Annotated in this window: 14 protein-coding genes; 9 read left to right on the top strand and 5 right to left on the bottom strand. The window is 41.6% G+C overall.

What is annotated here, in order from left to right:
• Nucleotides 1–29: 29 nt before the first annotated feature.
• Both ettA and N6H18_RS12505 read left to right on the top strand, forming a co-directional pair.
• Nucleotides 30–1,709, top strand: coding sequence for an energy-dependent translational throttle protein EttA (ettA, locus tag N6H18_RS12510; protein WP_262308613.1), 1,680 nt, complete (start codon nucleotides 30–32; stop codon nucleotides 1,707–1,709).
• 457 nt (nucleotides 1,710–2,166) lie between these two features.
• The gene (locus tag N6H18_RS12505; RefSeq protein WP_262308612.1) at nucleotides 2,167–2,688 is read left to right on the top strand and encodes a lactoylglutathione lyase family protein; all 522 of its coding nucleotides are present in this window, start codon (nucleotides 2,167–2,169) and stop codon (nucleotides 2,686–2,688) included.
• On the opposite strand, the gene N6H18_RS12500 is transcribed toward N6H18_RS12505, so the two are convergent.
• Nucleotides 2,664–3,038, bottom strand: a complete 375-nt coding sequence (locus N6H18_RS12500) for a winged helix-turn-helix transcriptional regulator (protein ID WP_262308611.1) — start codon at nucleotides 3,036–3,038, stop codon at nucleotides 2,664–2,666. The two genes, N6H18_RS12505 and N6H18_RS12500, sit on opposite strands and share 25 nt — an antisense overlap.
• Nucleotides 3,039–3,395: 357 nt before the next feature.
• On the opposite strand from N6H18_RS12500, the gene N6H18_RS12495 reads away from it, so the two are divergent.
• The 5 genes from N6H18_RS12495 (at nucleotide 3,396) to cysM (ending at nucleotide 7,493) form a co-directional block, all read left to right on the top strand.
• A complete protein-coding gene (locus N6H18_RS12495) occupies nucleotides 3,396–3,719 on the top strand; it encodes a DoxX family protein (RefSeq protein WP_262308610.1) in 324 nt (107 codons plus the stop codon).
• Between the two features lie 227 nt (nucleotides 3,720–3,946).
• Nucleotides 3,947–4,393 carry a cold-shock protein gene (locus tag N6H18_RS12490; protein ID WP_262308609.1) on the top strand — a complete coding sequence of 149 codons (447 nt, stop codon included), beginning with the start codon at nucleotides 3,947–3,949 and terminating at the stop codon, nucleotides 4,391–4,393.
• 158 nt (nucleotides 4,394–4,551) lie between these two features.
• The gene (locus N6H18_RS12485; RefSeq protein ID WP_262308608.1) at nucleotides 4,552–5,640 is read left to right on the top strand and encodes a damage-control phosphatase ARMT1 family protein; all 1,089 of its coding nucleotides are present in this window, start codon (nucleotides 4,552–4,554) and stop codon (nucleotides 5,638–5,640) included.
• A 114-nt stretch (nucleotides 5,641–5,754) separates the two neighbouring features.
• Nucleotides 5,755–6,561: a serine O-acetyltransferase gene (locus N6H18_RS12480; protein WP_262308607.1), complete on the top strand. Its 807-nt coding sequence runs from the start codon at nucleotides 5,755–5,757 to the stop codon at nucleotides 6,559–6,561.
• 38 nt (nucleotides 6,562–6,599) lie between these two features.
• Nucleotides 6,600–7,493 carry a cysteine synthase CysM gene (gene cysM, locus N6H18_RS12475; RefSeq protein WP_262308606.1) on the top strand — a complete coding sequence of 298 codons (894 nt, stop codon included), beginning with the start codon at nucleotides 6,600–6,602 and terminating at the stop codon, nucleotides 7,491–7,493.
• Between the two features lie 51 nt (nucleotides 7,494–7,544).
• Here cysM and N6H18_RS12470 read toward each other — a convergent pair whose 3' ends face one another.
• Both N6H18_RS12470 and N6H18_RS12465 read right to left on the bottom strand, forming a co-directional pair.
• A complete protein-coding gene (locus N6H18_RS12470) occupies nucleotides 7,545–8,030 on the bottom strand; it encodes a hypothetical protein (RefSeq protein ID WP_262308605.1) in 486 nt (161 codons plus the stop codon).
• 368 nt (nucleotides 8,031–8,398) lie between these two features.
• A complete protein-coding gene (locus tag N6H18_RS12465; protein WP_262308604.1) occupies nucleotides 8,399–9,367 on the bottom strand; it encodes a calcium/sodium antiporter in 969 nt (322 codons plus the stop codon).
• A 344-nt stretch (nucleotides 9,368–9,711) separates the two neighbouring features.
• Here N6H18_RS12465 and N6H18_RS12460 point away from each other — a divergent pair, with 344 nt between their 5' ends.
• Both N6H18_RS12460 and N6H18_RS12455 read left to right on the top strand, forming a co-directional pair.
• The gene (locus tag N6H18_RS12460; RefSeq protein ID WP_262308603.1) at nucleotides 9,712–10,239 is read left to right on the top strand and encodes a hypothetical protein; all 528 of its coding nucleotides are present in this window, start codon (nucleotides 9,712–9,714) and stop codon (nucleotides 10,237–10,239) included.
• A 113-nt stretch (nucleotides 10,240–10,352) separates the two neighbouring features.
• Nucleotides 10,353–11,033 carry a LytR/AlgR family response regulator transcription factor gene (locus N6H18_RS12455; RefSeq protein ID WP_262308602.1) on the top strand — a complete coding sequence of 227 codons (681 nt, stop codon included), beginning with the start codon at nucleotides 10,353–10,355 and terminating at the stop codon, nucleotides 11,031–11,033.
• On the opposite strand, the gene N6H18_RS12450 is transcribed toward N6H18_RS12455, so the two are convergent.
• Both N6H18_RS12450 and N6H18_RS12445 read right to left on the bottom strand, forming a co-directional pair.
• Nucleotides 11,017–13,641: a hybrid sensor histidine kinase/response regulator gene (locus N6H18_RS12450; protein WP_262308601.1), complete on the bottom strand. Its 2,625-nt coding sequence runs from the start codon at nucleotides 13,639–13,641 to the stop codon at nucleotides 11,017–11,019. The genes N6H18_RS12455 and N6H18_RS12450 overlap by 17 nt on opposite strands.
• A 238-nt stretch (nucleotides 13,642–13,879) precedes the next feature.
• Nucleotides 13,880–14,686 (bottom strand): hypothetical protein, encoded by an 807-nt coding sequence (locus tag N6H18_RS12445; RefSeq protein WP_262308600.1) that lies wholly within the window; start codon nucleotides 14,684–14,686, stop codon nucleotides 13,880–13,882.
• Nucleotides 14,687–14,690: the final 4 nt, after the last annotated feature.

Below are 14,690 nucleotides of genomic sequence, written 5' to 3'. Positions count from 1 at the left end.
GGTGATATTTGTCCAAAAAAACTGACGCAATGAGCGACGAAAAAATAATATTTTCAATGGCAGGGGTAAGCAAAACTTACCCTCCACAAAAACAAGTACTCAAGAATATCTATCTATCCTTCTTCTATGGAGCCAAAATCGGTGTTTTGGGTCTCAATGGATCGGGAAAATCCTCTCTACTGAGAATCATCGCTGGTGTAGAAAAAGAATACCAAGGTGAAGTGGTATTCTCTGATGGCTATACCATCGGAATGCTGGAGCAGGAACCCAAACTCGATCCTAAAAAGACGGTATTGCAGTGTGTACAGGAGGGAGTCCAAGAAACCATGGATCTTTTGGCACAATTCGAAGAGATCAACATGAAGTTTGCTGATCCAGACATTTTGGACAACCCAGATGCGATGGACAAGCTGATGGCTGATCAGGCCAAGGTGCAAGATAAGCTCGATGCACTCAATGCATGGGAACTAGACAGCCGACTAGATCGTGCCATGGATGCACTCCGTACACCTCCTGCTGACAACCTCATAGAGAACCTGTCAGGTGGAGAAAAACGCCGAGTAGCACTCTGTCGCCTGCTACTGCAAGAGCCAGACGTATTGCTACTCGATGAGCCTACCAACCACCTCGATGCAGAGTCTGTGCATTGGTTAGAGCAACACCTGACTCAGTACAAAGGAACCGTAATCGCCGTGACTCACGACAGGTACTTCCTCGACAATGTAGCAGGATGGATCCTAGAGCTGGACAGAGGGGAAGGCATTCCTTGGAAGGGTAATTATTCCTCTTGGTTGGATCAAAAACAGAAACGTTTAGAAAAAGAAGAGAAGACGGAATCCAAACGCCAGAAAACACTACAAAGAGAGTTGGAATGGGTCAGAATGGCACCCAAAGGCAGACAAGCAAAGGCAAAAGCAAGACTTGCAGCTTACGACAAATTGGCGGGACAAGATGCTGCCGAAAAAGAAGCCAAACTAGAATTATTCATCCCGGCAGGTGAGCGATTGGGATCGAAAGTAATTGACGTTGCAGGTGTGTCAAAATCCTTCGGAGACAAACTACTCTACGAAAACTTGAGTTTCTCGTTACCACAGGGAGGTATCGTTGGCATCATCGGGCCAAATGGTGCAGGAAAAACAACGCTGTTCAACATGATTACGGGCAGTGAAAAACCAGACACCGGCACCTTTGACATTGGCTCTACGGTAAAGATCGCCTACGTGGATCAAGAGCATGACAATCTAGATCCAAAGAAAACAGTGTGGGAAACCATCTCCGATGGCAATGAATTGATCGACCTAGGCGGTAGACAAATCAATTCTCGGGCATATGTTAGCAAATTCAACTTTGGCGGTGGTGAACAAGGCAAGAAAGTAGGCGAGTTATCTGGAGGTGAACGCAACAGGGTTCACTTGGCCATGACATTGAAGCAAGGGGCCAATTTGCTCCTACTCGATGAGCCTACCAACGACCTGGATGTCAACACTCTTCGGGCTTTGGAAGAAGGGTTGGAAAACTTTGCTGGCTGTGCTGTCATCATTTCTCACGATAGATGGTTCCTAGATAGAGTTTGTACACATACTTTGGCGTTTGAAGGTGATAGTCAGGTAACTTTCTTTGAGGGCAGTTTCTCAGACTACGAAGAAGCCAAAATCAAAAGAATGGGCAATGCCGAGCCCAAACGAATCAAATATAAAAAACTACAGTAAAATAGACTTTAAATAGTTAGATACTCAGCTTTAGACAAAGGTTTTACATGAAAGCCTTTGTCTAAAGCTGAGTATCTAATTATGCTCCTTCTCGTGATAGCCAGATCATATACATAGTACGATCCATCATCTATGTATGCTAATCAACTTCTGATGACACCCGTTGCTACCTCACCTAAAATTCATGGCTATTATGTCGTAACATTCTGACACAACAATGGTTTTACACTTATTTGTCACTATTTATTTGGTATTTTTTCTTTGAACAAATGTTTGAGAACCTGAATAATACACACTCGTGTAACTATCTGCAACAAATGTAACTCCTTGTATTTCAACAACTATAAGTCTTTACTTTGCGTGTTAACCCATAAAAACAAACCATAAAAAGGTAATATTCCATACTGCTACAACACTGATATTGGTATGCTTTGGTTATGTATAAAAAACGAAAAACATGAAGAATTTAGATGAATCAATACAACCCTACCCCAAAACCTTTTCTCACATTGGAATTACTGTTCCTGACATAAATAAAGCAGTCAAATTCTATACTGAGGTTTTAGGGTTTTATGTGATTATGGAACCCACTGAGGTAAAAGAAGAAAATGAAACGGCCATTGGACAAATGTGTATTGATGTTTTCGGAAGAGGCTGGAAAACATTTAAAATAGCACATCTATCTACTGGTGACAAGATAGGTTTTGAATTGTTCGAATTCAAAGAAAGTAAAGAGTTAGAACCGTCTTTTGAACCCTTCCGTACTGGATTATTTCACTTTTCAATTCAAGATCCAGATGTTGAAGGGCTTGTTCAAAAGATCGTAGATGCAGGAGGAAAACAAAGAATGCCCATCAGAGCCTATTACCCTAACGAAAAACCTTATCGTATGTGTTATGTTGAGGACCCTTTTGGTACTGTATTCGAAATTTATTCTCACTCCTATGAACTGCACTACTCACAAGGTGCATACAAGTGATGATAATTTGCAAAATCTCGTCCCCATTTGTCCAGTTGGAGAATAATGGGGATGAGTGACTCCCCCTGTTCAGTTAATTCATATTCGACTTTGGGAGGAGCTACAGGATACACTTTACGCTTTACCAATTTATCCTTTTCAAGTGCGCGGATAGAGTACGTAAACATCCTATTGGATATATCAGTAATGCTTTTTTGTAATTCGCCTGACCGTAGAGCCCCATCCTTGAGATGAAACAAAATGAGGCTTTTATACTTATCTCCAATCAACAGCAGCGTAAAAGCCAAAGAGCAGCTTAGTTCCTTGCCATTGTATTTGATAACTTCCTTATTGTTGTCATTATTCATCATAGCTTTTTTATAAACTCTCTACCTACAGTACAAATAGTGTGTCTTAGTGAAGATAATATTTCAAATACAAAGTTGGGGAAACCTTTCGTTTTTCTTATTATCTCTACATACCGTAGGCAATTCTAATATGGATTCACATCAAAATGTAAGTTGACAAAATGTACTCGCTGAAATTATAGACAAGCGACAATTACCCGACCACCCGCTTTTCCAAAGTTGTTGCTTCCAACTATTTCGAGTCAGTCAGACTTCTCTGGTGGTAGTTGACAGAACTCTGGAAAAGTTGTCCTAAGAAAGGCAAGCAACAACAATTAATTCATATATTGAGTCATGTGTGCAACTCTTAGTCTCTACCTCATGTCTACCTTGTACCTCGCAGCAGGTATCAACCATTTTGTGCAACCTAAATTTTACCTCAGGATCATCCCTCCTATTTTCAAAAACAAAGAGCGCATCAATCAACTGAGTGGAGCGGCAGAAATCATTCTTGCCATCGGATTGATCACGCCATTGCAATCTTACGCCGCTTGGGGAATCATTCTATTGCTCATCACTGTTTTCCCAGCCAACATCTACCACTTGCAGCAGAAAGGAGCAGGAATGAAGGTTCCTATCTGGGTGCTATGGCTCAGACTACCCTTACAGTTGGTGCTGATTTGGTGGGCCTACCTTTATACCTGAGCACATGACTAATTCATCCAGACACCAATTTCTCATCCATAAGCCTCAAAAAAACGAAGTGTAAAACGCAAGTATTTAGATACTCAGCTCATTATTAGACGATTCTTTGTGCATTTTCCAAATCAACCCTAAAAAATAGGCATCAAATTGACTATCTTTACCGCGCAATTGCACCCACTGAGTAGCTCCACTGCGCAATCCTTGATAAATTTTAACTAAAAACACGAATGGCGAAACCGCAAGAAACTTATAACAAGAAAGAAAAAGAGAAAAAACGTATCAAGAAGCGCGAAGAGAAGCAGCAGAAAAGAGAAGAACGCAAGAACAACTCACAAGGTGGTGATCTAGAAAGCATGATTACTTACATCGATGAAGATGGCAACTTCACCGACACTCCTCCAGACCCAACCAAGAAAAAGAAAATCAACGCCAAGAACATCGAGATCGGTGTACCAAAAAGAGAAGAAGAAGTAGTAGAAGCGGTCAAAAAAGGAACTGTCGAGTTCTTCAACGATTCTAAAGGCTTTGGTTTCATCAAAGAACAATTGACTCAGGAGAAATACTTCGTACACGTCAATGGCTTGATCGACGACATACAAGAAGGCAACAAAGTAAGTTTCGAATTAGAACGTGGTATGAAAGGCATGAATGCCGTTCGAGTTAAGAAAATATAAGTCTAAGGAATTAAATAATCCTAAGTTAAAAGAAGAGGTTGCCGCTGGCAACCTCTTCTTTTTTTGTCCCTATCCTAATACATGTAACAAGTAAACTCAAAGGCTCGGAAAGCACTGCAATTAACCAAATTCATCCCAATACTCTTTACCTTTGACGTATGTTGAGCCACTACCCAAAGATTCCCATTGATCCGCTTGCCTTTTCAGGAATGACCTTTCGTGTGCGGTACCCCAAGATTCTCGATGAGGTAATCAACAGCAACTTGTACAACCAAGAGATTAGGGCTCGACTCCACAATTTAAAGTCTCAGCTTGACACTTTGGTTGTCAAGCGGATTCATGAGAATGACCCTCTTTGGGAAGTGTTTTATGCGGATTATGAAGAGAAAAACTTGAATGACTTGCCATTCTTCGATGCGGAAGTTTATCTATTTGCCTACATCCTTCATTTGACTGATTATGACAGAGTAGGGACAGACCCATTTTCAACAATCAAGTCCCAAGACTTAGAAAAGAACCAAGCCACCTTTGATACCATCCTACTGGAATCAAAGGATTGGGACACACCTGATTTTGTACTCGGTAGTCTGCATGGCAACAAATCAGATCTGAGTCAATTGAAGAGTGCCGAGGAGTTGAGTATCCAACTACTGCTCGATGATCGTCCACAGCTCCTTCATGATTTTGAGTGCGCTACACATGTCGATATGATCTTAGACAATGCAGGAATGGAACTGTTCAGCGACTTGATGCTAGTTAATCATTTGGTGGATCGCTATGGACATCAAATCAAACTGCATATTAAGTCAGCACCTATTTTTGTCTCTGATGTGATACAATCAGACATAGATAACCTACTCTCCCTCCTAGCAGCACATGGAGCAAAAGACTTTGCTGATGCTATAACTAACAAGATAGAGCAAGAGCAAATCATTGTACAGGCAAATCCATTTTGGACCAGTCCTCAGCATTTCAGTCAGCTCCCTGTAGACCTAATCACCCCACACTCACTGCTGCTATCCAAAGGAGACGCCAATTACCGTAGGTTCTTTGAAGACCGGATCATCCCTTCTACACAGCCATCTGCTTCCTTGATCAAATACCTGAAGCACCCAACCTACTGCATCCGTACCCTCAAATCAGACATACAAACTGGATTGACAGAGGTACAATGCATCACGCTAGACAGTCAAGAAATCGACTGGAAAGTCAACGGAACTCGGGCTGTGATACAGATGTTGCATTGATCGCGTGTAAGTTTATTGTCTGCACAAAATAAAAAGAGTATTTGATTGCATTTTTATTCCCATCCGAAACACTAGTTTTACGATTCCGTTGCAAGGTTTGACACCTATTTGAATATGAAAAAATCGTTTTTTGATAAAATTCACAAAGCACACAATGTACCCAAGGCACTTCCTGGCGAAAAGGAAATTGACCAGTTCATTGTCAGGCTGCTTCAGTTCCTCTTTCCTGAACTCAACAACATTAGGTTCAAGACAGAGTCAGAAATCCAAGAAGAGTTTGCAGCCATTCAACAATTGTTTGAAGATTTGTTACTGAAAACAGAGGCTTGTGAAAAGAGCTTTGCCCTTAGTTCGTGTCAGTTGTTTTTTTCAGAACTCGAAAACATCTACGACCTCTGCATAGAGGACGCAGATGCGATCCTGAGTGGTGATCCAGCAGCCATCGATCGCAAGGAGGTGATCCGCACCTACCCTGGATTTTTTGCTATTGCCATCTATCGGATTGCACATGTCATGTTGGGATTGGACATTCCCTACCTCCCCAGGATCTTTACGGAGTATGCTCATGTACGCACATCTATTGATATCCATCCAAAAGCTAAGATTGGACGAAAATTTTGTATCGATCATGGTACAGGTGTAGTGGTAGGCGAGACTTGTATCATCGGTAGCAATGTCAAGGTATATCAAGGTGTCACGCTGGGTGCGATGAGTGTACGCAAAGAAATGGCACTCACCAAAAGACACCCAACGATCGGTGACAATGTGGTCATCTATGCAGGAGCAACCATCCTCGGTGGGCGTACCGTCATTGGTGCCAACAGCATCATAGGCGGCAATGTCTGGTTGACCGAAAGTGTAGCACCCAACAGCCGCGTGTACTATGCACATGACTCACAATTGATCAAAGCCTCAGTTTAATTCAGGAATCAACCTTCCTATTCTAAAAGATTAAAAATATGTCAGCTCAAAATATCAGTGAATTAATTGGCAACACACCACTCGTCAGAGTCTTTTTACCGGAGATTCCAGATCATGTAGAGATCTACGGCAAACTAGAGGGCAACAACCCTGGCGGCAGTGTCAAAGACAGACCTGCCTACTTCATGATCAATGAAGCCCTCAAAAGAGGAGAGATTAAAAAGGATACAAAATTGGTCGAAGCGACCAGTGGCAATACAGGTATAGCACTAGCCATGGTAGCTGCATCATTTGACATGGACATCACCCTCGTCATGCCTGAGAACTCGACACAAGAACGCATAGACACCATGACCGCCTTTGGAGCCAAGGTAGTCCTGACGCCCGAGGCTGGAACCATAGAACTGTCCAGAACCATCGCGGACGAAATGGTCGAAAAAGAAGGGTATGTCATGCTCAATCAATTTGCCAACAACGACAACTACCGTGCGCACTACAACACGACTGGTCCTGAGATATGGAATGATACCAAAGGAAAAATCACCCACTTCGTCTCTAGCATGGGCACCACGGGTACGATCATGGGCAACTCCATGTATCTCAAAGAGAAGAATGCCCAAATCCAAATTATCGGTGTGCAACCTCAAGAAGGTGACAACATCCCAGGAATCAGAAAGTGGTCACCAGAATTCTTACCTGAGATCTACGATGATGCCCGGGTTGACAGCATCCTCTATGTGAGCAGAGATCAAGCGGTAGCCATGACCAAACGTCTGGCTAAAGAAACAGGAATACTCGCAGGTATGAGTAGCGGTGGTGCCATGCACGCAGCAGTAGAACTAGCCAAAACCTTGACAGAGCCAGCTACCATAGTATCGATCATTTGTGACAGAGGGGACAGATATTTGAGTTCGGGATTGTTTTCAGATTGATCAAATCATGAAACTCGGTGCATTTGATTACTTATTTAAAAGTTAACCTCTTCATTTCAAATAATCCTCAGCATCAAAACTGATGCTCTCTTCATGTATCTGATCATTGGGGTCTACACCAGGAGGGTTGAATAAACCCCAGCGATCTGTTATGTAATTGCTCTTGTCAAAACCTCTGACCCATTCGATGAACAACAGCCTATACTCCTCTACGCCATCGCGAATTAGGTCAAAGTATTGTGCATCTTTGAATCCATGGTAAGTCAAAGCATGATTTTGTACAAGCAAATCCTTTGCTGATTTGCGAATCATCGTAGCTGCTTCCATTTTTAAGTCATAGAGTTCAGCACCTTGAGCGGCCTCCACCTTTGACGAGAGCTGCAATGCATCCGAAAGCATCATGGTACGCACTTCTTGAAGGGTTACATTGTCTGTGGGCAGCATCGCACATACACGACTCACCAAATCATAAATCTCTATCCCCTTTTGATATATGGCATGATTTTCCGGTGCAATTTCATATTCACTTTTGGTCATCTCTTATTGGTTATGAATGTTGTTTGGGACTGTAAAATAACAACAAAGGCTTAATGGTCAAAAATAGTTGGTAACTACCTGTTTGCTTCCAAGTGAAAACTCATTATCAGCAAACCCAATCAAGCTTTTGAAAGCCGACATAAACATAAACAAGGTGGGTTTTGCCTAATAATTAGACTAAAAAACTTTTGTATGAGGGATGATGTACTCCATAAAATATGGCAAACCTACTAATAAAGTGCAGACGATTGACTAGCGTGATTTTTTACAATACAAGCATTACAAATAGCCTCCTACTAAAAAGCATTCAATTAACCAGGTACCCGTCAAAAGAGTTTGTGTCCTATTCTAATTACTGTTCTACACTCTTACCCCCTCATAACCAAGTAGGTTAGGTAACCAAAGTACACAACCAAGAAAACGACTCCTTCCCACCTATCTACTCTTGTCTTTTTCCCTACTATGACAGCTAGGATCAGCATGGTACTTGCCAGAATCACCATCATAATATCACTGTTGTTGGCCACATCGAATGGCAAGGGTCTGAGCATAGCACTGACTCCCAATATCCAAAGTAAATTGAAGATGTTTGAACCTATTACATTACCAACAGCCATGTCTGCTTGACCCTTTTTGGCTGCAACTGCTGAGGTAACCAACTCAGGAAGTGAAGTACCGATGGCCACTACTGTGAGTCCAATAAATGTTTCGCTCAAGCCAAAATGAAGTGCTATTTCAATAGCACCATCCACTACCCATTTGCCTCCTAAAAACAATGCAAAAGACCCTAAAATCACGTAAAGAATGGATTTTCGTTTGGGCAGTACGACGATGTCTGGCTCCTGAACCACCAACCCCTCTGGATTGTCCTTTGATCTAGAAATGACGAAAATATAGGCCATAAACATACCAAAAAAGAACAGTAAAATTGCGCCATCAATTCTGCTCAATGACAGGCCTTTCACATCTACAAATAAATCAGCATTGGCCAAGAATCCTACCATAAAGGTAGCCACCAACGAAATCGGGATTTCGGTAAAATAAATGCTCTTTTGGATCGGAAGGGGTCTGATAATCGCGGACACCCCCAAAATCAACAGGACATTGGCAATGTTGCTACCAAAGACATTGCCGATAGCCAGCTCCGAACTACCATCAAAACTTGCCAGCAAATTGACGATCAACTCAGGCATACTCGTCCCAAATGAAACAATCGTCAATCCAATGACCAACTCAGGGATATTGTATCTCTTGGCAACAGAGGAGGCTCCTTCTACTAAAACATCTGCACCTTTAATGAGTAACACAAACCCAAGCAAAAACAATACATATATCATTACTACAATATTACGGTTAGATTAGTTGATTACATTACAACGGCTAAATCTACTAGGAATAAATCAAAAAAACACATTCAAAAAGCACCTATTACCATATGTTGTTTTTAGCTAGGGCAATTATTTGTGCCGTTTCCCATTATCTCTTTCAAATTCAAAAAGGGTTCACTATATTTGAAAATCCCACCTACTCAGCTATCCAATTTATACAGTCATACAAGCTTTATTGAGCAAATCTTTGATTGCTTATTGGACAGTTGGAAAAGCCTGTTACCCATATCATCAGCTATCATTTCGCTTGGGCAAGCGAAGCATTATTAACCATAGACTAATAGTTACTACTGATGAAAAAAATTGCTCTGCTTTTTGCAGCCTGCTGCTTGGGGTCGCTTGTATCTTATAGCCAAGTGCCAGAAAGTTGGAATCAAATCAACTACGAAGACCTTACGCCAGACATCATGCAATCGCTCAATCATGAGATTGAAAAAATGAACTTGGAATTTATCCTCTTCAATTTCTATCAACACAGTGATGAAAACATATATCCTGTCGAGTTCCTTCGCAAGGGAGTAGATATCAAAGCTCTCGGTGGACTAGAGTTTTTGATGTTTGAAGCTGATGGTACGATCAAAGAGAGGCGATACAAGTTTTACTCTGACGAATTGCTCATTTCCACGCCATTGGAACTCATCATGACCATGCAGGAGAAAACTAAAAACCAAGAACTCAACTATCTGACCAAAGTGGAATTAAAATCTGGGCAAACAAGCTACCAAGCCATCACGGCAGATTCTACTTTTGTATTCAACGACAGGATGGAATTCATCAACGCTACCGCTACCACAACTCCTCAGAGCCATATTATAGATTAAAGGTTCGTGATTCAATGTTCAAGACTCAGGATTCTTAGTTATCTTGTTTTGATTAATTCTAAATCTAGGGTCTAAGTCCCACAACCTATTCCCTAGACACTAAAACACTAGTTATGCGTTGCTTGATTGTAGATGATGACCCTCTGATATGTGATATGCTGGAGCATTTTTGTTCCAAGGTTGACTTCATCTCGCATGTCACGCTATCCAACAGTGGTTTCGAAGCAATTAACCTCATCAACCAGCGTACATTTGATTTGATTCTATTGGACTATGACCTGCCAGACATTACTGGCAAAGACATCCTACAAGTCGTTGACAACCATACCCCTGTAATCATGATTACAGCCAACAAAGACTTTGGACATGAGTCATACAACTATGACCAAATTGTGGATTTCCTAGTCAAACCCATCGAATTTACACGTTTTTTCAAAGGTGTACTCAAGGTCAAAAAAGAAATACCAAATATCCTCAAAACTGAAAACCATCTATTCATCAAAGATGGAAATAGTCTGGTAAAAGTAAACTTGAATGAGGTACTCTACATCAAATCAGCAGGCAACTATGCAGAGCTGATCTTTGAAAAAAAGAAAGTTATGACCCTGATGACCTTGAAAGAGATGGAGACAAAATTGCCCTCACACTTTCAACGTGTACATAGATCATGTATCGTCAATGTGGACAAGGTCGAGAGCATCGCCAACGGAGATGTCCGCATCCAAGACCATGAAATCTCCATCAGCAGCAGCTACGAGCATGATTTGATGAAAAAAATCAATCTATTGAATTGATTCGCAATTCGTTGCGAAAAAAGCACAAATAAAAACGCAATTGGTTGATAATGGTCGTCAACTGTGACTCGTCCAAATCATGGACTCCATTTGGCAATGACTCGGCCAACTTTTCTAGCTTCATAGCATTGATATGAGTAATCAATTTGTGCAGAATGGCCTTCCACTCCTTTTCTTCTTGACTGATTTTTACTTCTTCGATTCGCTGAATGTAAGTATTAAACTCAGAAATCATGATTTTGAGATAGTTGGCAATCTTGTCGGGACGATGGTCATATTGCGCGTAGATTCCATTCATGTATGGCAAATCAAACTCTTGGCTTCCCAATTTTACCATCACCAAGTCCAACAATTGATTGAGGTCAAATGGCTTTTGCAAGTAATTGGCCGATTCAGCATGAGAGACATCTGCATCAAAAGCTGATAGTACAATCACTGGTGCATCTGCCTCATCAATCCACTCAGTTCGTTGTGATGCTGACATGGGTTCGCTGCCCAACATCAAGTCAGTCAATATCAGATGAGGCTTCAACTCTTGATTTATATTGACAGCCGCCTCTATGCTGCTGACTTGGATCAATGACACAAATGGCAACTGCAAAGTGCTCTTTACTAGCAAAAGTGCTGAAGGGTCATCCTCTACATGCAAAACCCTATACTGCCCCAACAGTTTTGGGTAGTGCGTTTGCTCCACTCCTCTGGATTTCAAACTATCATGTGAGACTTCGGTCACTGGCAATATTACACTAAACTTAGACCCTTGTTTGAGTTCGGAGGTTACTGTCAGCTTCCCTCCAAACAGCTCTATCAATTGCTTCACAATTGACAATCCCAGTCCAAAACCATCAATCTTTACTCCACGCTCATCCACCGCTCTGTAAAACCGCTCTTTGATGTATTGCAGGTTTTCCTCCTCGATACCTTCCCCTGTGTCATGGACATCCACTATGAGATGATCTTCGCGCAGCTCGGCAGACAATGTCACAGTCCCTATTTTCGTGTATTTGATGGCATTTACCACCAAGTTGATCACAATTTGATTGAATCTCAATGGATCCATCAAGAGGGTTTTATGTTTCAATTCCTGAGCTACTCCAAAGTCAAAAGTCAATCCCTTGTTGACCGCCTCATATTGATAACTGGCATAGATATCATAGAGCAGATCATAGAGATTGGACGGTATTAGCTTTAGCTTCACACGACCCTCCATCAATTTTTGTTGATCCAATATGTCATGCATCAAACCAGTCAGATTGATCGTGCTGCGATACAAGGAATCAATGATAGGCTGTTGTTCTGCGGTTCTTTTGTTCTTGTTGAGCAATTGGGTCAAGCCAAGGATGGCATTGAGCGGTGTTCTCAGCTCATGACTCATGTTTTGCAAGAATTCATCTCTTTCCTTGATCGCTCTTTGTTCGCTAAACAATGCAGTTTTCAACTCAGTCACTTGGTGGTCAATGCGCTGTCTCATGTTGGAAAACGACCTTGCCAACAGACCGACTTCATCCTTCCTTCCAATGGGCAAATCAACTTTGGATTCGGTGTGATGATCCAGATCACTCACTGCTCGGGTGATTTGATTGATACCCCGAGACAAAATCCAGATAAAGAAAAATACCAAAAACAATGCTATGACTCCAACTACAAAAACTGTTTTTAAGGAGCTATTCCTGACTGACTCAGCATCCGCCATAAGACTATCTAGCTCCATCATCGTAAATAGATACAACTGATGCTGACTTTCAGAATAAATCAATTCATCCATCTGTACGACGTAATCCTTCCCATCCGTGCCTTTGATACTACCCACAGCATGTTGTTGGGCAACAAACGCATGCCAATCAATCTGATAATCATTTGGAAATGAAGCCTCATGTCCCAATTGAGAAGCAAAACATTTGTTCTTCTGTTCTCCAAAAAAATACTCCCCTTTGCTGTCCGTGATAATCAATCGAGAATCAGAACGGATCATTTGCTCCAATCCATGATAAAAAGAGGTCAAATCCACATTGATTACCAACAGTGCCCGTACCATGTTTTGTCCGTCGTATATCTTTCCGACAGCCCGAAGGGTGGGTGTCAGTGGCATACTTATTTTACCATATTCTTCGTTGAGATTGATCTCTGAGAAGTAGTACTCCTCAGGACTAGAAACTGCATTGAGATAATATTCTGTATTTCCTTTGTTTTGCAATGCATCAGTTGGCGTCTTGATGATCATGCCATACTTCTTGTCGAATCGAATGATCTCCTCACCTGTACCTGCTTCCAAAATCCTTAGCTGAAAGTAGGCAGGTTTATTTTTCAGAATCACACTGGCGAGCTTCTCGGTTTGCTCGGCATGGTAGAGGGACGGATCATTGATGTAATTCTCTACCGTAGGATTATTGGTCCAGACAGCTATGTCATAACTCACCTCATCGAGCAACCTGTAGAATGACCGCTGTACCAGCTGAGCATCGTTTTGAATCCGCTCTTTGCTGTGATTCAAGATCATCGCAGCGGCTTGATCAAATACCAAATACCCAGAGATCAACACACATGAGATCACTAAAAAAGTAAAAAGTAAGCCAAACCTGACGACCAGCGAATTCCAAAACCTAACCATTTTTAAAGATACTAGATTTTAGATTCCAGACTAAAGTGAGACCAGAATTATGATATGGCACAGAGCCATTTCGTTCTAACAACAAAGAGGACGTCTTAAAGGTCACCTTTATCTGTACTGTCACATTGAGGAACTCGAAATGTGTGTCTGCGATTAGCAGCAAGGCTTAGAGAACCTCAGCCTGACAGCTTTACTGGTATTAGACGTCCTCTTGGTCTTCAATTTTTGAAACTACACTCTATTTGATCAAATCATTCAGTTGTTCTAGTTCTTTGGTGATTGCACCACGCTTGATCAAAGTGTATTTTTCTACACCAATCTTATCAAACCACTCTTTCCAGATGTCCATCACACGATCCCACTCCATGTCCTTGTCCCTTGGTGCGGCTTCCATCAATACGACTTGCAATCCTGGATATTTTGAGGTGATCTCATTGAGTTTATTCTGATTTTTCCCTACGATAGGATACCCATCTGTCAAAATAAAGAGATAGTTCTCGGACAAGGAATCCTTGACATAGTCGACTTTCAAGTCCTCATAGAAATACTTCCATATATCAGCACCATGATAATCTTCACGATTCTTACTGAAGACTGCTTGTTTGTACAGTTCGTCTACATTGGCATAAAAACTGTCTCGTCTTTCCTCTTCTTTCGCCTTGCGATGGATGTTGCTGATGCTCTCCATGTTCACATACAACTCATCTTCGAAGGTATCCACATCCAAATTGGATCCTCTCTGCGGGGCAATCACCACTTTGATCTCATCTCGTGATTTTACATACAATTCCTTCTTGACTTTTGCCTCAAACATCGTGTAGATCTGCTTGACTATTTGCTTATCTCGCTCAGGCTGATCCTCTCTGGTAATCAAGCGATCTGACAAGTCCAGCAACACGATATAGTTATGCTTTGCTCTCAAAACCTTTTCCTTCTTTTCCTTGACAGGCATGCTACAAGCCCCCATCAACAGGATCATTAGTAAGGCTGTGAGACTGTTGAGATTCTTCATTTTGATCATCCTATTCATTTTTGATTTCATCATGTTC

The sequence above is a fragment of the Reichenbachiella agarivorans genome, assembly GCF_025502585.1.
GTDB classification, from domain to species: domain Bacteria; phylum Bacteroidota; class Bacteroidia; order Cytophagales; family Cyclobacteriaceae; genus Reichenbachiella; species Reichenbachiella agarivorans.
Note: the sequence above shows the minus strand (reverse complement) of the source record. Positions and strands in the feature narration are given on the sequence as shown.